The organism is Stenotrophomonas sp. YJH_SMC_130 (genome assembly GCF_059369035.1).
Genome location: NZ_JCAFSH010000001.1, coordinates 247,561 through 267,255 on the forward strand (window position 1 = coordinate 247,561; position 19,695 = coordinate 267,255).

Annotated in this window: 19 protein-coding genes; 13 read left to right on the top strand and 6 right to left on the bottom strand. The window is 67.7% G+C overall.

The genetic code is table 11. The features are described from left to right. Window positions 1-217 precede the first annotated feature (217 nt). Window positions 218-1,714: an aldehyde dehydrogenase gene (locus tag AC5P5V_RS01270; protein WP_231352642.1), complete on the bottom strand. Its 1,497-nt coding sequence runs from the start codon at window positions 1,712-1,714 to the stop codon at window positions 218-220. 104 nt (window positions 1,715-1,818) lie between these two features. On the opposite strand from AC5P5V_RS01270, the gene aptA reads away from it, so the two are divergent. The 7 genes from aptA (at window position 1,819) to AC5P5V_RS01305 (ending at window position 8,545) form a co-directional block, all read left to right on the top strand. Further along, window positions 1,819-3,171 (top strand): omega-aminotransferase AptA, encoded by a 1,353-nt coding sequence (gene aptA / locus AC5P5V_RS01275; protein ID WP_134969128.1) that lies wholly within the window; start codon window positions 1,819-1,821, stop codon window positions 3,169-3,171. A 63-nt stretch (window positions 3,172-3,234) separates the two neighbouring features. Beyond that, window positions 3,235-4,113: a hypothetical protein gene (locus AC5P5V_RS01280; RefSeq protein WP_061478525.1), complete on the top strand. Its 879-nt coding sequence runs from the start codon at window positions 3,235-3,237 to the stop codon at window positions 4,111-4,113. Window positions 4,114-4,237: 124 nt separating this feature from the next. Then, window positions 4,238-5,524 carry a DUF445 domain-containing protein gene (locus AC5P5V_RS01285; RefSeq protein WP_134969127.1) on the top strand — a complete coding sequence of 429 codons (1,287 nt, stop codon included), beginning with the start codon at window positions 4,238-4,240 and terminating at the stop codon, window positions 5,522-5,524. A 243-nt stretch (window positions 5,525-5,767) separates the two neighbouring features. Beyond that, window positions 5,768-6,082 (top strand): DUF3649 domain-containing protein, encoded by a 315-nt coding sequence (locus AC5P5V_RS01290; RefSeq protein WP_053498676.1) that lies wholly within the window; start codon window positions 5,768-5,770, stop codon window positions 6,080-6,082. Further along, complete coding sequence (locus AC5P5V_RS01295; RefSeq protein WP_231352641.1) at window positions 6,079-7,716, top strand: PepSY-associated TM helix domain-containing protein; 1,638 nt, start codon at window positions 6,079-6,081, stop codon at window positions 7,714-7,716. The genes AC5P5V_RS01290 and AC5P5V_RS01295 overlap by 4 nt, the downstream gene beginning before the upstream one ends. Next, window positions 7,713-8,042 (top strand): DUF3325 domain-containing protein, encoded by a 330-nt coding sequence (locus AC5P5V_RS01300; RefSeq protein ID WP_134969126.1) that lies wholly within the window; start codon window positions 7,713-7,715, stop codon window positions 8,040-8,042. Before AC5P5V_RS01295 ends, AC5P5V_RS01300 begins: the two co-directional genes overlap by 4 nt. 29 nt (window positions 8,043-8,071) lie before the next feature. Further along, a complete protein-coding gene (locus tag AC5P5V_RS01305) occupies window positions 8,072-8,545 on the top strand; it encodes a hypothetical protein (protein WP_231352640.1) in 474 nt (157 codons plus the stop codon). A gap of 121 nt (window positions 8,546-8,666) precedes the next feature. Here AC5P5V_RS01305 and rlmKL read toward each other — a convergent pair whose 3' ends face one another. Next, window positions 8,667-10,805 (bottom strand): bifunctional 23S rRNA (guanine(2069)-N(7))-methyltransferase RlmK/23S rRNA (guanine(2445)-N(2))-methyltransferase RlmL, encoded by a 2,139-nt coding sequence (rlmKL, locus tag AC5P5V_RS01310; RefSeq protein ID WP_061478530.1) that lies wholly within the window; start codon window positions 10,803-10,805, stop codon window positions 8,667-8,669. A 145-nt stretch (window positions 10,806-10,950) separates the two neighbouring features. Beyond that, entirely contained in the window at window positions 10,951-11,478 is a 528-nt protein-coding gene (locus AC5P5V_RS01315; protein ID WP_024958728.1) for an alpha/beta hydrolase, read from the bottom strand. A gap of 72 nt (window positions 11,479-11,550) precedes the next feature. Between AC5P5V_RS01315 and AC5P5V_RS01320 the strand changes: the two genes are divergently transcribed. Further along, window positions 11,551-12,117, top strand: coding sequence for an N-acetylmuramoyl-L-alanine amidase (locus tag AC5P5V_RS01320; RefSeq protein WP_061478531.1), 567 nt, complete (start codon window positions 11,551-11,553; stop codon window positions 12,115-12,117). A 303-nt stretch (window positions 12,118-12,420) separates the two neighbouring features. Here AC5P5V_RS01320 and AC5P5V_RS01325 read toward each other — a convergent pair whose 3' ends face one another. From AC5P5V_RS01325 to AC5P5V_RS01335, 3 genes are all read right to left on the bottom strand, one after another. Further along, window positions 12,421-13,323, bottom strand: coding sequence for a sulfurtransferase (locus AC5P5V_RS01325; RefSeq protein ID WP_134969350.1), 903 nt, complete (start codon window positions 13,321-13,323; stop codon window positions 12,421-12,423). Next, a complete protein-coding gene (locus AC5P5V_RS01330; RefSeq protein ID WP_134969349.1) occupies window positions 13,320-14,123 on the bottom strand; it encodes a CoA pyrophosphatase in 804 nt (267 codons plus the stop codon). Before AC5P5V_RS01330 ends, AC5P5V_RS01325 begins: the two co-directional genes overlap by 4 nt. Window positions 14,124-14,267: 144 nt before the next feature. Beyond that, the gene (locus AC5P5V_RS01335) at window positions 14,268-14,969 is read right to left on the bottom strand and encodes an FKBP-type peptidyl-prolyl cis-trans isomerase (RefSeq protein ID WP_495215795.1); all 702 of its coding nucleotides are present in this window, start codon (window positions 14,967-14,969) and stop codon (window positions 14,268-14,270) included. A 167-nt stretch (window positions 14,970-15,136) separates the two neighbouring features. On the opposite strand from AC5P5V_RS01335, the gene AC5P5V_RS01340 reads away from it, so the two are divergent. The 5 genes from AC5P5V_RS01340 to pstS all read left to right on the top strand — a co-directional run bounded on the left by AC5P5V_RS01340 (window position 15,137) and on the right by pstS (window position 19,619). Continuing rightward, window positions 15,137-15,919: an enoyl-CoA hydratase/isomerase family protein gene (locus tag AC5P5V_RS01340; RefSeq protein WP_231352639.1), complete on the top strand. Its 783-nt coding sequence runs from the start codon at window positions 15,137-15,139 to the stop codon at window positions 15,917-15,919. Window positions 15,920-15,923: 4 nt separating this feature from the next. Then, window positions 15,924-16,283, top strand: a complete 360-nt coding sequence (locus AC5P5V_RS01345; protein WP_231352638.1) for a hypothetical protein — start codon at window positions 15,924-15,926, stop codon at window positions 16,281-16,283. Beyond that, window positions 16,283-16,972, top strand: coding sequence for an endonuclease III (nth, locus tag AC5P5V_RS01350; protein ID WP_134969226.1), 690 nt, complete (start codon window positions 16,283-16,285; stop codon window positions 16,970-16,972). The genes AC5P5V_RS01345 and nth overlap by 1 nt, the downstream gene beginning before the upstream one ends. A 196-nt stretch (window positions 16,973-17,168) precedes the next feature. Beyond that, window positions 17,169-18,380 carry an OprO/OprP family phosphate-selective porin gene (locus AC5P5V_RS01355; RefSeq protein ID WP_049411264.1) on the top strand — a complete coding sequence of 404 codons (1,212 nt, stop codon included), beginning with the start codon at window positions 17,169-17,171 and terminating at the stop codon, window positions 18,378-18,380. Window positions 18,381-18,602: 222 nt separating this feature from the next. Then, window positions 18,603-19,619: a phosphate ABC transporter substrate-binding protein PstS gene (gene pstS, locus AC5P5V_RS01360; protein WP_005415897.1), complete on the top strand. Its 1,017-nt coding sequence runs from the start codon at window positions 18,603-18,605 to the stop codon at window positions 19,617-19,619. The last annotated feature ends 76 nt before the right edge of the window (window positions 19,620-19,695 follow it).

The following is a 19,695-nucleotide window of genomic DNA, read 5'->3' on the forward strand; positions in this document are numbered from 1 at the left end:
AGATCGCCCGATTCTGCCACGGGCTGGCGGCGGTACGGCACGATGGTTTCAGCCGACACCGATGCCAACGAGGCGGCAGGCGCCTGTAACGTCGAGCCATGCTCGACGGTTCTTCGCGAGATGCAGCCGAGCATGGCTCGGCTCCACGGAAGAACGAACGGCAGTCGAGCATCGCTCGACTCTACAGAGAGCGAACAGCCGTCCAGCAATCGCGTCGTTACAACTGGATCCAGGTGGCCTTGATCTCGCTGTACTTGTCGAACGCATGCAGCGATTTGTCGCGCCCGTTGCCGGACTGCTTGTAGCCACCGAACGGAGCGGTCATGTCCCCGCCATCCCAGCCGTTCACCCAGATGCTGCCGGCGCGCAGCTGGCGCGCGACGCGGTGGGCCCGCCCCAGGTCCCGCGTCCACAGGCCGGCGGCCAGGCCGTAGCGGCTGTCATTGGCCACGCGCACCGCTTCGGCCTCGTCTTCGAACCCCAGCACGGCCAGCACCGGCCCGAACACTTCCTCGCGCGCCAGTGCCTGCTCCGGGCGCACCTGGTCGAACACGGTGGGCTGGACGTAGCTGCCGCCGGCTTCCACTTCGGCGCGCCGCCCACCCAGCAGCAACCGGGCGCCCTCGCCTTCGGCGCGCGCGATATCGTCCATCACCTTGTCCAGGTGCGCGGCATCCACCAGCGCGCCCATCGGCGCATCGGGGTCCAATGGATGGCGGGGGTGCATGTGCTGGCCATAGGCAACCACCTGATTCACGAAATCCTCGCGGATCGAACGCTGTACCAGAAGCCGCGAACCTGCGGTACAGACCTCGCCCTGGTTGAAGAAGATACCCTGTGCCACCGCCTTCGCGGCGGCGTCCAGATCAGGGGCGTCGGCGAACACCACATGCGGGCTCTTGCCGCCACACTCCAGCCAGACCCGCTTGAGGTTGGATCGCCCTGAACACTGCAGCAGCTTCGCGCCCGTGGCGGTGGAGCCGGTGAAGGCGAGCACGTCCACATCCATGTGCAGGGCCAACGGCTCACCGACGCGCGCACCGTACCCCGGCAGCACGTTCAGCACGCCCTCTGGCAGGCCCGCCTCGGCCGCAAGTGCGGCCAGCCGCAGCGCACTCAGCGGTGACCGCTCGGACGGCTTGAGCACCACCGAGTTGCCCATGGCCAATGCAGGCGCGATCTTCCAGCAGGCCATCAGCAGCGGAAAGTTCCACGGAACGATCGCGGCCACGACCCCGGCGGCCTCGCGCGTGACCAGTCCCAGTTCGTGCGGGCCGGTCGGCGCGATCTCGCCGTACAGCTTGTCCACGGCCTCGGCGGTCCAGCGCAGGCAGCGCACCGCGCCTGGCAGGTCGATGCGGCGCGCATCACGCACCGGCTTGCCCATGTCCAGGGTTTCCAGCAGGGCCAGCTCGTCGGCGTGCTTTTCCACCAACGCCGCCAAGGCCAGCAGCACGCGTTTGCGATGGGACGGGCTTGCCTGCGACCAGTGCCCCGCCTCGAAGCTGCGCCGCGCGGCCATTACCGCGCGCTCCACGTCCTGCGCGTCGCAGTCGGCGACCGCCCCCAGTACGCGACCGTCGATCGGGCTGACGCAGTCGAAACGGGCGCCGCTGGCTGCATCGACATAGCGGCCATCGATGAAGGCCTGGCCTGGCATCGACAGCTGGAGGGCCAGCACCTGCCAATGGCTGCGGTCGGGAAAATCGACCATGGGAAGCTCCAGCATTCAACGAACCTTGGTTATACCGGGGTCACCGCGACTCCGCCGTGACGTGGCTGCGCTACATTCATCGCATCGGACCCGATGGAGCTGGCATGAAGCGTTCCGCGAGCGACCTGCACGACCTGGCCACACAGCGCCCCGAGTCACTGGACGCTTACTGGATGCCATTCACCGCCAATCGCCAGTACAAGGCGGCACCACGCATGCTGGTCCGCGCCGAAGGCATGCACTACGAAGACATCGATGGCCGACAGATCCTTGACGGCACCGCCGGCCTGTGGTGCTGCAACGCCGGCCACGCGCGACCGCGCATCGTCGAGGCCATCGCCGGGCAGGCACGCACGCTCGACTACTCGCCCGCTTTCCAGATGGGCTCGCCGCCGGCCTTCGCGCTTGCACAGCGGCTGGCCGCACTGGCTCCGGCCCCGCTCAACCATGTGTTCTTCACCAGCTCCGGCTCGGAGGCGGTGGATACCGCGATGAAGATCGTGCTGGCTTACCACCGCCAGCGTGGCGAGGGCCAGCGCACGCGCTTCATCAGCCGCGAGAAGGCGTATCACGGCGTCGGTTTCGGTGGCATGGCACTGGGCGGTCTGCCCAGCAACCACAGGGCGTTCGGCCTGCAGCTGGGGGGCGTGGACTATCTGCGCCACACCCTGGACCTGCAGCGCAACGCGTTCAGCAAGGGCCTGCCGCGCCAGGGCGCGGAGCTGGCCGACGACCTGGAACGGCTGATCGCGCTGCATGACGCCTCGACGATTGCCGCCGTCTTCGTCGAGCCCATCGCCGGCTCCGCCGGGGTGATCCTGCCCGCGCCCGGATACCTGCAGCGCCTGCGCGAATTGTGCGACCACCACGGCATCCTGCTGGTGTTCGATGAGGTCATCACCGGTTTCGGCCGGGTCGGCATGCCCTTCGCCGCACAGCGCTTCGGGGTCACCCCGGACCTGCTGACCTTTGCCAAGGCGGTCAGCAACGGCGCGGTGCCGCTGGGCGGCGTGCTGGCCAGCGACGCCGTGCATGCCACGCTGATGCAGGCCCCGCCGCAGGCCATCGAGCTGTTCCACGGCTATACCTACTCGGGGCACCCGCTGGCCTGCGCCGCAGCGCTGGCAACACTGGACGTCTACGCCGAGGAGCGCCTGTTCGAGCGCGCCATCGAACTGGGCGAGTACTGGCAGGAACGGCTGCACGCGCTGCAGGGCCTGCCCAACGTGATCGACATCCGCAACTTCGGCCTGGTCGGTGCGGTCGAGCTGGCGCCGCGCCGCGATGCACCTGGCAGCCGCGGCTACGAGGTGTTCCGGCGCTGCTTCCACGACGGCCGGCTGCTGGTGCGCTGTACCGGTGACATCATCGCGCTGTCGCCGCCGCTGATCGTGGACAAGGCACAGATCGACCAGATCACCGGCACCCTGGGTGAGATGATCGGGGCCACCGCCTGAGCCCGGGCCGGTGGTGGCGAGCGGGTACAATGGGCGGTTCCGCTCCTGCTCGCTGCCGTGCCCATGGATATCGTCGTCAAAGAAGAACTCAAGGCCTACATCGACCCGCTGACCGCGGACGAACATGACGCGCTGGAGCGCAGCATCCTGGCCGAAGGCTGCCGCGATGCGCTGGTGCTGTGGGGTAATGTGCTGGTCGATGGTCACAACCGTTTCGGCATCTGCCAGAAGCATGGCCTGCCCTTCAACACCGTGCAGAACACGCGCTTCCAGAGCATGGAAGACGTGCACCTGTGGATGATCGAGCAGCATCTGGGCCGCCGCAGCGTGTCCGATTTCCAGCGCGGTGTGCTGGCGCTGCGCAAGCGCGACATCCTGGCCGCCCGCAAGCAGGTCGAGCAGGCGCAGCTGCAGCGCGAGAGCGACGGTACCGCCGAGATTGCCGATGAGGCGGGCGAAGACAGCCCGCCGTGGGAGCCGGCACCGAAGCTCAGCCGCGCCGAGCTGGCCCGCGAAGCCAAGCTGAGTACCAGCCAGGTCGGCATGATCGAGCGCATCCACGCCCAGGCTGCCCCCGAAGTGGTGGAGGCAGTGAAGGCCGGCGTGATCTCGATCAGCGCCGCTGCAGCCGTGGCCGACCTGCCCGAAGAGGAGCAGCGCGCCGCCGCCGCCGGTGGCAAGGACGAGCTGAAGCAGGCGGCCAAGCGCGTGCGCGAATCCAAACGCAAGCCGCGCGCGCCGAAGCCGGACGCGGCCGAGATGGACTTCGAGGAGCCCAGCGAGGACGAGATCGCCAGCCGCGACGCCGAAGTGCTGTTGGCGCTGGAACAGCTGGGCGAGGATGCCCCGGCCCTACGCCGCCGCGTGGTCGCGTTGACCCGCGAGAACGACACCCTGCGCGCCCAGCTGGCCGCGCTGCGCAAGCAACTGGAAGCGCTTTAAAAAGGCGCGAACCTCTCATGTAGAGCCGGGCCCATGCCCGGCTGCGGTTTGCCGCACGCAAGGCAGCCGAGCATGGGCTCGGCTCTACAGGCAGGCATCACCGGGCTGCGGTTAGACTCGTGCAATGACGCCTGCCCACGATCCGCGCCGCGCCCAGCTGCGGCGCCTGAAAGCCCTCGCACTGGGCCTGCTGCTGTTGATGCTGGCCGGATTCGCGGTCAGCCATTGGCACGGCGAACGCGGCATCTGGGCCTGGGTTTCGGCCTTCTGCGAGGCCGCTGCGGTCGGCGCGCTGGCCGACTGGTTCGCAGTCGTTGCGCTGTTCCGGCGGCCAATGGGCCTGCCGATTCCGCACACCGCGATCATCCCGCGCAGCAAGGAGCGCATCGGCGACAGCCTGGCGCTGTTCGTGCGCGACCAGTTCCTGGAGCCAGGTGTGCTGCTGGCCAAGCTGCAGGTGTTCGATCCGGCCAGCCGTCTCGGCAGCTGGCTGTCCGACCCGGCACGCTCGCGGATGCTGGCCGACATGGCCCGCAGCTGGGCGCTGCAGGCACTGGATTTCTTCGACGAAACCGCGGTACGCCGGCAACTGCACGCCTTCGTGGTGCAGCAGCTGCGGCAGTGGAATGCCGCTGCCACCGCCGGTGAACTGCTGGCCCTGCTGACCGCCGATGGACGCCACCAGCGCGTGCTGGACGAGGGCCTGCAGCGGCTGGGGCGCTGGCTGGAGCAGCCGGAGGTGAAGGAACGCGCCTCGCAGCTGATCGTGCGCTACATCCAGCGCGAATGGCCGACGCTGTCGAGCACGGTGAACTGGGTCAAGCCGATCGACGAGATCGGCGACAGCCTGGCCGAGCGCCTGGCGCGGGCGGTGCTGGAAGAACTGCAACAGGTGCTGGCCGAGCCGCAGCATCCGCTGCGCCAGGACTATGAGACCTGGCTGCAGAACTACGTGCAGCGCCTGCGCGAAGACCCGGCGCTGGCCGAGCGCATCGAACAGCTCAAGCAGGACATGATCGACCACCCCGCCCTGCAGGACTACGTGCAGGGGCTGTGGGCGCGCATCCATGCCAGCCTGCGCGCCGACCTGCAACGCGAGGACTCGGCACTGGTCGGCCACCTGCAGCGCAGCCTGGCGTCGCTGGGCAGCAGCCTGCAGGCCGACCCGGCCCTGCGCGAGGCCCTCAACCAGCACCTGCTGGAAGGTGCGCAGCGCCTGACCGGGCGCCTGCGCGAGGGCGTGACCACGCATATCGCGCAGACCGTGAAGGGCTGGGACGAGCGGCACCTGGTCGAGCAACTGGAACTGAGCGTGGGTCGCGACCTGCAGTTCATCCGCTTCAACGGCACCCTGGTGGGCGGGTTGATCGGCCTGCTGCTGCATGCGGCAACCGTGGTGTTCAGGTTCTAGCCCCGGCCAACGCCCACGATCAGCACGCTTGATTCATAAAATGCGAATACATATCATTTACTGATCGGTTGTACGCTTAGCCAAACGGGCACGAAGACGTGCCCATCGCCCGTGTACTGCCCCGACTTCTGGGCTGCCCGTCTGCGCGGGCAGTGCTTCGTCGATGGGACACGCTGGGCGACATGCGCAGGGCGCAAGGGGGCCGCGGACGCGTTCCATCCCTTCTCCTACCTCAGGAACGCCGTGGACCGCTCGCCCACCCCCGCCAGCCCCCGCACCTTGTTCTCCAACCCGCGCTGGGGCGTGCTGTCACGCGCTTTGGCCGCGATTTTCGGCGGCTATGCGCTGGCCTCGATGACCAGCGTGTTCTGCGCGGTGGCGTTGCCCGGCGCGCGCGGCCAGACCGTGCTGACCGGCATGCTGCTGGCCATTGTGGTGGCTGCCTGCGCGGCGCTGTGGGCCTTCGCCACCCGCAGCGCGCTGCGGGCCTGGGTCGGCATCCTCGCCCCCGCCCTGCTGATGGCGGCGGTCGCACGCCTGTTGGGAGCCTGGGCATGAAGAACGGATTCCGCCAGTCGATGGCCTGGCTGCATACCTGGACGGGCCTGCTGGTCGGCTGGTTGCTGCTGCTGATCTTCATGGCCGGCACGGCCAGCTACTACCGCGAGGAAATCAGTCGCTGGATGCGCCCGGAGCTGCCGTCCAGCAACGTCAGCATCGACGTGGCCGCGCAGCGCGCGGTGGCCTACCTGCAGGCCAATGCGAGCCACGCCGAGAACTGGTTCGTCACCCTGCCGCAGCCGCGCAACCCGGCCATGCAGCTGTTCTGGCGGCTGCCACCGGAACTGGCCGACCCCAGTCGTGGCCGTCGCGGTGGCTTCGGCGACGCCACGCTCGACCCGAACACCGGCCAGGCATTGAAGGCGCGCGAGACCCGTGGCGGCGACTTCTTCTACCGCCTGCACTTCGACCTGCACTACATCCCGGTGTACTGGGCGCGCTACCTGGTCGGGTTCTGCGCGATGTTCATGCTGGTGGCGATCATCACCGGCGTCATCACCCACAAGAAAATCTTCAAGGACTTCTTCACCTTCCGCAAGGACAAGGGCCTGCGGTCCTGGCTGGATTTCCACAACGTCAGCGCGGTGATGGCCCTGCCGTACCACGCGATGATCACCTACACCGGCATCGTCACTCTGATGATCATGTACCTGCCGTGGGGGGTGAAAGTCGCCTACCCGCAGGACGAGGACAAGTTCTTCAGCGAAGCCTTCGGCGGCATGCCAGAGGTGACCGCGCCGGCACAAGGCCGCGCCACGCCGCTGCCGATCGCACAGCTGCTGGACAGCGCGCGTGCACACTGGCACGGCGTGGAAGTGGCCGGCTTCACCGTGTCCAACCCGGGCGCTGCCAATGCGGTGATCGACATCCGCCAACGCGACGGCAGGCGTTTGTCCACCGACACCCCGGCGCTGCGCTACAACATGGTCAACGGTGCGCTGCTGGAAGAGACGCCGCCGTCCGGCGGCGCCACCGCCACCCGTGGCGTGCTGTATGGCCTGCACCTGGCGCGCTTCGCCGACTGGGGCCTGCGCGCACTGTTCTTCCTGTCCGGCCTGGTCGGCTGCCTGATGGTCGCCAGCGGCGTGGTGCTGTGGGCGGTGAAGGAGCGTCCCAGGCATGCCAAGAACGGGCGTACCGGATTCGGCCTGCGCCTGGTCGATGCGCTGAACATCGGCACCGTGGCCGGCCTGCCGATCGCCTTCGCGGCGTACTTCTGGGGCAACCGCCTGCTGCCGCTGCAGATCGCCGAGCGCTCCAGTGCCGAGGCCAACGTGTTCTTCTACGCCTGGGGCGGCGCGCTGCTGGCCGCCTTCATCTGGCCGAAGCGGATGATGTGGGCGTGGCAGCTGTACCTGGGTGCGGCCGCGTTCGCACTGGTGCCGGTGGTCAATGCGCTGACCACGCACGCGCATCTGGGCATCACACTGCGCAGCGGCGACTGGGTACTGGCCGGCATCGATCTTTCGATGATCGCGTTCGGCGCGATGCTGGCGCTGTGCGGCTGGCGCATGCAGCGCTGGACGCCACCGCTGAGTGCGGCCGAGAAGAAGAAACGTGCGGCCGCTGCGGCTGCGCCGAAGGCATCGGTGAACACTGCAGAAGCGGCCGAAGCGGAGGCCAGCGCATGATGCTGCTGGCACTGGCGCTGTCGTTCTCTGCGTTCACCGCGCTGTCGCTGTCGATGGAAAAGCACCAGCACGACCTGCATGGCAAGGCCGCGGCCGCACCCGCACGGCGGATGCAGTGGCGGGTGCTGGGCTGGGCGCTGCTGGCGGCGGCGTTCGCACTGTGCGTGGCCGACCAAGGCTGGGCGATGGGCCCGGTGCTGTGGCTGGGGGCAATGACCCTGGCCGGCGTGACGCTGTCGTTCGGGTTGTATCCGTATCGTCCAACATGGATTGCGCCGCTGGCGATCGCGCTGCCGGTGCTGGGGTTGGTGCTGGAATTGCTGTAGCCGCAGGACGGGGACAGCGGCATCCTCGCATGGCGTGGATCTACAATGCCCGTATGGATAGCATGCTGCAGCGGATGTCTGGAATCGGCTTTTTTTCCCGGTTGGGTGAAACACTGCCCATAACGGCCGGCGTCGTCGCCGTTCGGTCGCTGGCCGAAGCACTGCGGACCATCGATACCGATGGTTTCGAATGGATGCCCACGACACTGGGCGATTCGGATCCGTTTCACGCCGCCCTGCCCCATCCCGCCGAACTCGCCGACGCCCGACGCGAACTCAACCGCACGTTGATGCGCGCGGTTTCGGCACTGGATCTGCCGGCACTGCGCTGTGGTGCACATGACCTGCAGCTGGTGGCGCGCGATGGGGCGATGTTCGCCTTCCGGCAACGCCTGCTGGAGATGCATCTCGGCCTGCCGGCACACTGGGAGCCTGTGCTTGCGCTGTACGAACAGGGCCATTGGCCCCTGGCCCATGCGCCGGGGCGATTGTTGGTGCTTTAGGCCGATCCACGCATGGCGTGGATCTACGGACCAGATGCGGTAATGCCGGTCGCTGGCCGGCATCCCGCAGACCTTCCACGGTTCTGACGCAGTTGCCGGCCAGCGGCCGGCACTACCGGGCTTACCCCAACCGCTTCAGTTCCCACGCGCGGTGGATGCGCGCGTTGCGCTCGAAGTCCGGACCAATCGTGCGTGCGGTGATCTCGCGGCACTGGGCGAACTCGGCGATGGCGTTCTCTTCCAGCTTGAAGCGGCGGAAGTTGTTGGAGAAGTACAGCACGCCACCCGGTGCCAGCCGCGCCACCGCCGCACGCAGCAGCTTCAGTTGTTCGCGCTGCACGTCGAAGTCGTCGGCGCGTGCGGAGTTGGAGAAAGTCGGCGGGTCACAGAAGATCACGTCGTACTGGCCACGGTCGCCTTCCAGCCAGGCCATCGCGTCGGCCTGGACCAGCAGGTGCTGGTTGCCCCCCTGTCCGTTCAACGCCAGGTTGTCGTAGCACCATTGCAGGTAGGTAGCCGACAGGTCGACGCTGGTCGTGCTGGCGGCACCCGCCACGGCGGCCTGCACGCTGGCCACGCCGGTGTAGCAGAACAGGTTCAGGAAACGCTTGCCACGCACCTGCTCGGCCATCATCCGGCGCAGCGGGCGGTGGTCAAGGAACAGGCCGGTATCGAGGTAGTCGAACAGGTTCACCTGCAGCAGCGCGTTGTTCTCTCGCACCACGATGAACTCGTCGCGCTGCTCGAAGCGGCCGTACTTGCTGCCGCCCTTGCCGCGCTCGCGCGATTTCATCGACACCTGCTCCGGCGGCACGCCGAATACTTCGCGCGCGGCGGCCAGCAGCTCATTGCGGCGGCGGCGCACGTCGTTCTCGGGAATCGCCGCCGGTGCCGCATATTCCTGCACATGCAGGAAGGTACGCCGCCTGCCACCCTCTTCCTCGTAGACGTCGATGGCCGCCGCGTACTCCGGCAGGTCGGCGTCGTAGGCGCGGAAGCAGGTGATGTCCTCGCGGGCACGCCAGCTCTTGAACTTCTTCAGGTTCTTGCGCAGGCGGTTGGCCACCATCTGCGCGCCTTCGCTCAGCTCGCGGGGCTGTGCCGGATCACGGCCTGGCACAGCGATCGGATCGCAGACGATCAGCGCGCATTCCAGCGCACCGTTGAACATCTGGTACTTCTTGCTGGCGCGCAGGCCGGTGGCAAAGGCCAGTTCGTCATTGCCACACAGCAGGCTGGCGCGCCACTGCGGCACCGCCTTCTGCAAGGCATTGCCCAGTGCACGATACAACGCCGGATCGGCGGCCAGGCGCTCGTCGTACGGCGGGTTGCAGACCACCGCACCGATCTCCTGTTCCGGCGCGGCCAGGTCGGCGACATCGGCGCGGGTGAAACGGATCGCGTGGGCGACGCCGGCGACCTCGGCATTCTCGCGGGCCGCCTGGATCGCAGCCGGGTCGATGTCGCTGCCGTGGATGACCGGCTTCAGCGCGGCCAGGCCGGCCGCTTCGCGCTCACGTGCTTCGCTCTGGATGGACTTCCAGGCCGCCTTGTCGAAGCCCAGCCAACGGCTCGGCGGCAGGCTGCCATGCCGCATCAGGCCTGGAGCAACGTCGGCGGCCATCAGCGCGCCTTCGATCAGCAGCGTGCCGCTGCCACACATCGGGTCCAGCAGCCCACCGCCGGCGGCATGCAGGCGCGGCCATTGCGCGCGCAGCAGCAGCGCGGCGGCCAGGTTTTCCTTCAGCGGCGCCTCGTGGGCGGCACCGCGCCAGCCGCGGCGATGCAGCGGGCCACCGCCGAGGTCGATCGACAGCGAGGCGCGGCCCTTGCGCAGCGAGAGGTTGACGCGCACGTCGGGCAGATCGGTATTGACCGAGGGCCGCTCCAGGCCTTCGTCGCGCATGCGGTCGACGATCGCATCCTTGATCCGCTGCGCGGCGAAGCGTGCATGGGTGATCTTGTCGCCGGACACGTGCGCATCCACCGCCAGGGTCATCTCCGGCGAGATGTGCTCGTGCCACGGCAGTGCACGCACGCCGTCATACAGGGCCTGCTCGTCCGGGCAGTCGAACTCGTCGATCGGCCACAGCACCCGGCTGGCCAGGCGCGACCACATCACGATCCGCAGCGCCTGCGCCAGTTCGCCGTCGGCGTTGACGCCGGCAATGGTGGCGGTGGCCTTGCCAAGGCCCAGGGCCGACAGTTCATCGGCAAGCAGGTATTCCAGGCCCTTGGCGCAGGAGACGAAGAATTTCACGGGATCGGTTCGCAGGTGGTCGGGCGCGGCACAGGGGCCGGGCCGGTCGGAAAGGAGGGCCGTAGGCACGGCCGGCAGGCCCGCGCCGGGGGCGGCGGGGCTGCCATTGTATTCAATGCGGGCGGGCGCGCCGTGCGCCCTGGCTTCACAGTTGCCGCAGCAGGCGCTCGAAGGCCTGCGCGGAGGCCTCCACGTGGCGCTCCAGGCGGTGACCGTCGTCAACCAGCAGCAACTGCGCCGAACGCGCCTGCGCCCAGGCAATCACGCCGGCAGCCGGTACCACATCGTCATGCCAGGCCTGCACCACCGTGGTCGGCACCGCAGCGGCGTCCAGCGCCGGCATCGGGCCCATGGTGGTCGGTGGCACCATCAGGAACAGGCCGGCTACCGGCACCTGCAGCGAGGCGATGGCGGAGATGTAGGCGCCCAGGCTGGAGCCGGCCAGCACCACCGGCCCCTGACGGGCCGCGATGGCGGCGCGTTCAACCAGACGGCGCAGGCGGGTCGGCACGTCGCCCACCCGGCTGACCTCGCTCATCGCGTCCAGGTCGGTGTAGTCGGGGCGCTCGTGGGTCCAGCCCAGGCGTTGCGCCACCTCGGCCAGCGCGGTGACCTTGGTCGCCTCCGGGCCGCTCTCGAAGCCATGGGAGAGGATGCAGTGGCCGCGGCTCATGCGCGTGCTCCGTGGGCGCGGGCCGGCGAGGAAAAGGAAGGCAGGTTCATGCCGCAATGCTAGCATCGCCGGATGCCCAACCCGCTCCTGCCCGGCCTGCAGCTGCAGCCCCTGCCCTATCACGACCGACTGCCGCTGCGGGATCCCGCCTCGCTGGAAATGGTAGTGATCCACTGCACCGAGCTGCCCGATCTGGCGATGGCCCGCGAGTACGGCGAGCGCGTGCTGTACGACAGCGGCGCCGGCAACAGCGGGCACTTCTACATCGACCGCGATGGCAGCGTGGTGCAGTACGTGGCGCCGGAACGCGTGGCCCATCACGTGCGCGGCATGAACGCGCATACGCTGGGCATCGAGCTGGTCAACCGCGGGCGCTATCCGGACTGGTTCGACAGCCGCCACCAGGCAATGGATGAGGCCTACACCGAGCCACAGCTGGAAGCGCTGGAGCGGCTGCTGCTGGCGCTGGTGGCGCGCTATCCGTCGCTGCGGCGGATTGCCGGGCACGACCAGCTGGATCTGGAGCAAATGCCGGCCAGCGATGATCCGACGCTGAGGGTGGCACGCAAGCGCGATCCGGGGCCCTTGTTCCCGTGGGCGCGGGTGCTGGCGAAGGTGCCGCTGCAGGGGTTGGAGTAAGCAGCAGGGCTGCGCCCTGCACCTGCAGAGGCAACGTCAACGTCAAGAGCTGGCATTCCGAGGGATGGCGGGGTGGATCCGATTGCGGGGGACGCCGTAAAGCCATCCATGGCGGCTTGGCCGCGGCATCCATGCCGCGGACACCCCCGCAACCGGACCCACCCCGCCTTCGACAGATCTCCGCGATCCTTCGAATCGACACGGGGTCGGCTCCCGTTGCTGCGCAACGGGCTCTGACCCCGATTTTCGGTTGATGGGGTCAGAGCCGTTTTCCGTTGGAAAACGGATCCGCCCCCGCGCGGCTCAGGCGCCGGTCGCCACCGGGCGGCTGCTGTCGCTCACCCAACCACTCCAGGAATCGGCATAGATGCGTGCGCCGCTCAGGCCGGCCGTTTCCATCGCCAGCAGCAGGTGGCAGGCGGTCACGCCGGAACCGCACATCAGCACCACCTGCTGCGGATCGCGGTTGCCGATCACGCCCTGCAGTTCGGCGCGCAGCTCCTGTGCGTCGCGCAGGCGGCCGTCGAGTACGTTCAATGCGAACGGGCGGTTGACCGCGCCCGGCACATGCCCGGCCACCGGGTCCAGCGGCTCCACTTCACCACGGAAGCGTTCACCCGCGCGCGCGTCGACCAGCCAGCCCGGTGCATGCTTCAGCCGCGCGGTGATTTCATCGGCGTTGGCGATCTGGGTGGTGTCGAAACGGCCTGGGTAATCAGGCAACGCGTTCACCCCAGCCTGGCCGCTTTCCAACGCGTGGCCGGCGGCCTGCCACGCGGCGATGCCGCCGTCGAGTACGGCCACCTTGCTGTGACCGATCAGGCGCAGCAGCCACCACAGGCGCGAGGCGGCCATGCTGCCGTCGCTGCCATCGTAGACCACGACCTGGGTGTCGGGGCCGATGCCCCACTGCCCCAGCTTCGCAGCAAAGGCATCGCTGTCCGGCAATGGATGGCGACCATGGCCGACGCGGCTGAGATCGGACAGATCACGGTTGAGATCGGCATGCACCGCAGTCGGGATATGCCCTGCCAGGTACTGGCCGCCCGCAGCCTGCGGGTCGGCCAGCGAAGCACGCGCATCGACCACGCGCACGGCGGTACTGGCGGTGGCGCGCGCGTCGACCACCCGCACGCCGTCGCCCAGCGCAGCGGCAAGGGTGGCGACATCGACCAGGGTGGTCCACGGCGGATCGATCGGCTTCATTGCACTTGCTCCAGGCGGCGACGCAGGTTGTAGAGAATGGCGGCGGTCGCGCCCCAGATGCGCTGGCCCGGCCAGCCATACTCAAGGACGTGGCGAACCCGGCCGCGATGATTGATTTCGACCTGGCGCAGGCTGTCGGGCGCCATCAGGTAATCCAGTGGCACCTCGAATACCTCGGCCACTTCACTGGGCTGCGGCACCGGCACGAACTCCGGATCGACCACCGCCACCACCGGCGTGACCCGGTAGCCGGTGATCGTCACGAAGGGATCGAGATACCCCAGCGCCTGCACCTGGCCGGGCGCCAATGCGATTTCTTCCTGGCTCTCGCGCAGCGCGGCCGCCAGCGCGTCGCGGTCATCGGGTTCGGTGCGGCCACCGGGGAATCCGACCTGGCCACCATGGGTGCGCAGTGTTTCGGTGCGACGGGTGAGGATCACCTGTGCGCCGTTGGCGCGCGGCACGATGCCGGCCAGCACCGCAGCCTCCACCGGAGGCCCGGGCGGCAGCAGGTCGGACAGCTCACTGCGGTTCCAGCCGTCGCCCGCAGGTGGTTGGGCCAAGGGGTGCAGCGCGCGCATCAGTCGCTCGTGGTCGGCCAGCGAGCCACGCAGCGATTGCTGCAGTTGTTCGCGCAGGGGCTGCACGCGATGCAGGATGCGGCTGCGTTCCTCGTTGCTCATCGACGACCACCGCACGATCTCATCGATATGCCGCCCGCAGCCGGTGCATTGCCGGTGCGGATCCAGCGTGCACACTCCGATGCAGGGACTTGCGACAACACGCGCCGTTTCTTCCATTGTTTGCACCCGCCAACAGTAGCGCGATCGGGCTGAATTTGCGCGGGACGATACGACGCCCATGGCGCAGCGCTACAGGTCGCGCACTGCGCAAACAAAAACGCGCCGGTGGGGTCACCGGCGCGTTTGGTTTGCTGCTTCGATTTACTTGACGCTGACCAGCTTGATCTCGAACTGCACAGCCACGTTCGGCGGGAGCGGGGTGCGCGGATCGGCACCGTAGGCCTGGTCCGGCGGCAGGGTGACTTCCCACTTCGAGCCTGCCGGCATCTGCAGCAGGGTCTCGCGCATGGCCTTCATTTCGACTTCGCTGACCTTGATCGACGGGATCTGCTGGGCCGGGCGCGCTTCGGTCGGGCGCTGGCCGTACGGGAACGGACCGGCCACTTCCAGCTGCACGGTGCTGGCCTGGGTCGGCTTGGCGCCCTTGCCGGCCTCGATCACGCGGTACTGGACGCCGCTCGGCAGGGACTGCACGCCGGCCTTGGCCTTGTTCGCCGCGATGAACTGGTCGCTCTTGGTCTTGTTTTCGGCAGCCGCCTTTTCGTACTCGGCCTTGGCGGCCTGGGCACGGCCCTGCTCGCGCTTCTGGAACGCTTCAACGGCCGGCTTCAGCTGCTCGGCGGTGATCGCCGGCTGCTTCTTGGCGTAGGCATCCTGCAGGCCCTTCACCACCGAGTTGATGTCCAGCTGCTCACCACGACCGGTCAGCTCCGCCAGGTTGTTGCCGTAGTCGTAACCGAAGTAGTAGCTCAGCTTGCCCTTTTCGGACGAGACGTCCTGGGCGAAGGCATTGCCCGTCAGGGCCAGGGCCGCGACGGCGACCGCGATAGAACGCAACTTCATCAAACAGTTCTCCAGGGGTGGTAACTCAGGGACGTTCTGCGCCGCCCTGAGGCGACGGGTTAGGATAACGGGCGCAACGTGTAACCGCTACTCACGATGCAGGCTATGACCCGTCTGCGTTTGCAGAGTTCAATATCACTTTTTTTTAACGTTCCAGGAGTTTCCCCGTGGCCGATGCCCTGATCGCTGTCGCTGACGACGGCGCCATCCGCACCGTGACCGTCCAGCGCCCGGACAAGCTCAATGCCCTCAACGCCGCGACCCTGCAGGCCCTGGCCGGCGCTTTCAGCGACGCCGCCGCCGATCCGGAGGTGCGCGTCGTGGTATTGACCGGGGCGGGCCCCAAGGCGTTCGTGGCCGGTGCCGACATCGCGGAAATGAACACTCTCAGCGCCGTTCAGGGACGTGATTTCTCGCTGCTGGGCCAGGCCCTGATGCGCCAGATCGAGCGCATGCCCAAGCCGGTCATCGCACGCGTGAATGGTTTCGCACTGGGCGGTGGCCTGGAACTGGCGATGGCCTGCCACCTGCGCATCGCCGCAGATACCGCCAAGGTCGGCCAACCGGAAATCAACCTCGGCCTGATCCCCGGCTTCGGCGGCAGCCAGCGCCTGCTGCGCCTGTGCGGCCGCGCCGCTACCCTGGAGCTGTGCCTGCTGGGAGCGCCGATCAACGCCGCGCGAGCGCTGGAACTGGGCATCGTCAACGAGGTCGTGCCGGCCGACGCGCTGGACGACCGCGTGCAGGACGTCGCCCGCCAGCTGGCGCGCTCGGCGCCGCTGGCCCTGCGTGGCCTGCTCGACGCGGTGCACGTGGGCGGCGAATGCAGCCTGGAGGCCGGGCTGGAATACGAAAGTGCGCAGTTCGGCCTGCTGTTCGCCACCGAGGACATGCGCGAAGGCACCAGCGCCTTCCTGCAACGCCGCGCGCCGGCCTTCCAGAACCGCTGACGCCATGGCATCCCGACCCAACCCCGCGCAGTTGTTCGCCCGGGTCCAGGCAGACGATCTCGATGGCGCCCTGCAGGCCGGGCTGATGGACTACGTCGTCCGTGCCGGCGACGACCGGTTGCTGCCCGACCACCCCGACCTTCCGCAACGCCTGTGCCAGGCCCAGCAGCAACTGCGCGCGGCCTGGGCTGCACGCGAACGCCACCGCGCCCGTGCGGTGCGCCTGGCCCGCCGCGAGGCCGAGCGCGATGCACGCCGCACCCCGGCACCCGCCCCGGACGTGAAGCCCGCCCTGCCCGCTGCGGCAGCCGCGATTCTGGCCCGGGCCAAGGCCCGCGCCCGCGCCCGCGGCAAGGAACAGTAATGGCCACCACGAAGAAGACCGCACGCGCCCCGGCGCGGCGTGGCGGCACGATGCCACGCGCCGACGTGGTGGAGATGTTCACCCGCCTGCGCGAACTCAACCCGCACCCGAAGACCGAACTGGAGTACAGCTCGCCGTTTGAGCTGCTGGTAGCGGTGGCCTTGTCGGCGCAGGCCACCGACGTCGGCGTCAACAAGGCCACGCGCCGCCTGTTCCCGGTCGCCAACACGCCGGCGAAGATCCTTGCGCTCGGCGAGGATGGCCTGAAGCAGTACATCGCCACCATCGGGCTGTTCAACGCCAAGGCAAAGAACGTGATCGCTACCTGCGCGATCCTGCTGGAGAAGCATGGCGGTGAAGTGCCGCGCGATCGCGACGCGCTGGAAGCACTGCCGGGTGTCGGGCGCAAGACCGCCAACGTGGTGCTCAACACCGCGTTCGGCGAGCCGGTGATGGCGGTGGACACGCATATCTTCCGCGTCGCCAACCGCACAGGACTGGCGCCGGGCCGGAACGTGCGCGAAGTGGAAGACAAGCTGGTGAAGGTGATTCCGGCCGAGTTCCTGCTCGACGCGCATCACTGGCTGATCCTGCACGGACGTTATGTGTGCAAGGCGCGCAAGCCGGATTGCCCGGGCTGCGTGATCGCCGACCTGTGCCGGTTCAAGGAAAAGACCACGGCCGAGTGACGCCAGCATCCACGCAGGGCGTGGATCTACTGCAACCGGGTCGCAATCCGGGCGTCATACGCAAGCGGTTTCAATGGCAGGCCCTGCCGTGACGGGGCCTGCGGCGGATGTCTGCCGCGCGTGAACTGTCACATTTACGCAATCTTTACCTTCTAGCCTGCGCGCATCTTCCCACCTGCCTGCAAGGCTCCTCTCCATGAAACTGCATCACCAACTCCTGACGGTGGCCGTGGCTGCTGCGCTCTATGTGCCGGCTGCACACGCCGAAGTCGCCATCGACGTGATCGGCGGTTCGGAAATCACCTTCGAAGGCCTGGTCCAGGCCGACGGCAACTGGTTCCACAACGATGTGGTCGACCTCAACGGTGGCGACGCCGGCAACGGCAAGAACAGCGAATTCGAACTGCGTCGCGCCGAGCTGGTGCTGAAGGGCAAGGGCCCGGGCAACGTGGAGTGGGTGGTCGGCTATGACGCCAAGGCCGACAAGTTCCTCGACACCAACGTGAAGTACAAGCTGCTGGGCAACGCCAACCACTTCCTGCAGCTGGGCCAGTTCAAGCAGCCCAACAGCCTGGAAGAACTGTCCAGCACCAAGAACAACGATTTCATTTCCAAGGCAGCGGTCACCAATACCTATGCCATCGCCCGCCGCCTGGGCGGCGCGTACAGCTACGGCCAGGACAACTGGTCGGTGACCGCCAGCGCCTTCGGTCGCGAGCTGACCCGCAACCTGGCCCACGGCAGCGGCTACGGCGCGCGTGGCACCTGGGCCCCGATCAATGAAAAGGGCCAGGTCCTGCACTTCGGTCTGAGCTACGTCAACTACGACGCCGACGCCGACACCCTGCGCGTGCGCGCGCGTCCGAATGCCGACCTCGCCACTGCCCGCCTGGTCGACAGCGGCAACCTGACCGACACCGACCGCGTCAGCACCATCGGTGCCGAAGCGATGTACTTCCAGGGCCCGTTCAAGGCCCAGGCCGAGTACTACACCAGCAAGGCCAAGCGCTACGACCACGACAACTACACCAGCGACGGCTACTACATCAGCGGCGTGTGGAACGTCACCGGCGAGACCTGGAGCTACAAGGGCGGCACTCCGGGCACCGGCCTGCCGAACAACCCGGCCGGCGGCCAGTGGCAGCTGGGCGTGCGCTACGACCACATGGACCTCAATGACGGCAACCTCGCCGCCAATCCGGTCGCCGGTCGCCCGCCGATCGTCGATGGCGTGCTGGGTGGCAAGATGGACATCTGGACCGTGGGCGCCAACTGGTACCTGCGTTCCAACTTCAAGCTGATGCTCAACTACGTGATGGTTGACAGCAAGAAGTACAGCTCCACGGCGCGCGGTTTCGTCAACGACGATCCCAACATCCTGGAAGCCCGCGCGCAGTTCTTCTGGTAAGTCCAGCCACCTGCATTGAACCGCGAAGGCACGGCCCCGGCCGTGCCTTCGTCGTTGCAGCGGTACGCGTGCCGCCCTGCCGGCACAGCGGACGTGACATCCCTCATGACGCGTGTCACGCCCGCGTCATATGACAGACGCGGACGTGTCACGCAACCGTTATGGAATGTGCACCGAAACGTCGGGCAACCGCCCTTCGACCACCACCCCAGGAGTCTCCCCGTGATCCACGCCTTCAAATCGCGCGCCGCTGTCGCCATCCTGGCTGCATCGTCCGTGTTCGCCGCCAACGCCGCCGACATCACCGGCGCGGGTGCATCGTTCATCTACCCGGTCATGTCCAAGTGGTCGGCCGACTACAGCGCCGCAACCGGCAACAAGGTCAACTACCAGTCCATCGGTTCCGGCGGCGGTATTGCCCAGATCAAGGCCAAGACCGTTGATTTCGGCTCTTCCGACGCGCCGCTGAAGCCGGAAGACCTGGCTGCTGCAGGCCTGGCGCAGTTCCCGTCGGTGATCGGTGGCGTGGTGCCGGTAGTCAACGTGGCCGGCATCGCTCCGGGCGCCCTGAAGCTGGACGGCGCCGTGCTGGCCAACATCTTCCTGGGCAAGATCAAGACCTGGAACGACCCGGCCATCGCCGCACTGAACCCGGGCGTGACCCTGCCCAACGCCAAGGTCACCGTCGTGCATCGTTCGGACGGCTCGGGCACCACCTTCAACTTCGTCAACTACCTGTCCAAGGTCAGCCCGGAGTGGAAGAGCTCGGTCGGTGAAGGCACCTCGGTGCAGTGGCCGGCCGGCATCGGCGGCAAGGGCAACGAAGGTGTTGCCGCCTACGTGAAGCAGATCAAGGGCGGCATCGGCTATGTCGAACTGTCCTACGCGCTGCAGAACAAGCTCTCCTACACGGCGATGAAGAATGCCGCCGGCAAGTTCGTGCAGCCGAGCGACACCTCGTTCGCTGCCGCCGCTGCCAGCGCCGACTGGGCCAACGCCCGCGACTTCTACCTGGTGATGACCAATGCGCCGGGCGCCGAGTCCTGGCCGATCACCGCCACCAACTTCATCCTGGTGCAGAAGACGCCGAAGAATGCTGCCAATGGCAAGGCGACCCAGGAGTTCTTCCGCTGGGTCTACAAGAACGGCGACGCCCAGGCCCGCCAGCTGGACTACGTGCCGCTGCCGGACAGCCTGGTGCGCCAGATCGAGACCTACTGGTCGCAGAACCTGAAGTAAGCGCGTTCCCCCGCAGGAACGGGGGCGGCGGGTCCTCTCTCCCCCGCCGCTCCCACCCGGGCGCGAGATCCTCGAG

What these genes read in the sequence shown, in the direction of transcription:
- AC5P5V_RS01270 (WP_231352642.1), bottom strand. Translation starts at nt 1,714, where the DNA reads ATGGTCGATTTTCCCGACCGCAGCCATTGGCAGGTGCTGGCCCTCCAG.
- aptA (WP_134969128.1), top strand. Translation starts at nt 1,819, where the DNA reads ATGAAGCGTTCCGCGAGCGACCTGCACGACCTGGCCACACAGCGCCCC.
- AC5P5V_RS01280 (WP_061478525.1), top strand. Translation starts at nt 3,235, where the DNA reads ATGGATATCGTCGTCAAAGAAGAACTCAAGGCCTACATCGACCCGCTG.
- AC5P5V_RS01285 (WP_134969127.1), top strand. Translation starts at nt 4,238, where the DNA reads ATGACGCCTGCCCACGATCCGCGCCGCGCCCAGCTGCGGCGCCTGAAA.
- AC5P5V_RS01295 (WP_231352641.1), top strand. Translation starts at nt 6,079, where the DNA reads ATGAAGAACGGATTCCGCCAGTCGATGGCCTGGCTGCATACCTGGACG.
- AC5P5V_RS01300 (WP_134969126.1), top strand. Translation starts at nt 7,713, where the DNA reads ATGATGCTGCTGGCACTGGCGCTGTCGTTCTCTGCGTTCACCGCGCTG.
- AC5P5V_RS01305 (WP_231352640.1), top strand. Translation starts at nt 8,072, where the DNA reads ATGGCGTGGATCTACAATGCCCGTATGGATAGCATGCTGCAGCGGATG.
- AC5P5V_RS01315 (WP_024958728.1), bottom strand. Translation starts at nt 11,478, where the DNA reads ATGAGCCGCGGCCACTGCATCCTCTCCCATGGCTTCGAGAGCGGCCCG.
- AC5P5V_RS01320 (WP_061478531.1), top strand. Translation starts at nt 11,551, where the DNA reads ATGCCCAACCCGCTCCTGCCCGGCCTGCAGCTGCAGCCCCTGCCCTAT.
- AC5P5V_RS01325 (WP_134969350.1), bottom strand. Translation starts at nt 13,323, where the DNA reads ATGAAGCCGATCGATCCGCCGTGGACCACCCTGGTCGATGTCGCCACC.
- AC5P5V_RS01330 (WP_134969349.1), bottom strand. Translation starts at nt 14,123, where the DNA reads ATGGAAGAAACGGCGCGTGTTGTCGCAAGTCCCTGCATCGGAGTGTGC.
- AC5P5V_RS01335 (WP_495215795.1), bottom strand. Translation starts at nt 14,969, where the DNA reads ATGAAGTTGCGTTCTATCGCGGTCGCCGTCGCGGCCCTGGCCCTGACG.
- AC5P5V_RS01345 (WP_231352638.1), top strand. Translation starts at nt 15,924, where the DNA reads ATGGCATCCCGACCCAACCCCGCGCAGTTGTTCGCCCGGGTCCAGGCA.
- nth (WP_134969226.1), top strand. Translation starts at nt 16,283, where the DNA reads ATGGCCACCACGAAGAAGACCGCACGCGCCCCGGCGCGGCGTGGCGGC.
- AC5P5V_RS01355 (WP_049411264.1), top strand. Translation starts at nt 17,169, where the DNA reads ATGAAACTGCATCACCAACTCCTGACGGTGGCCGTGGCTGCTGCGCTC.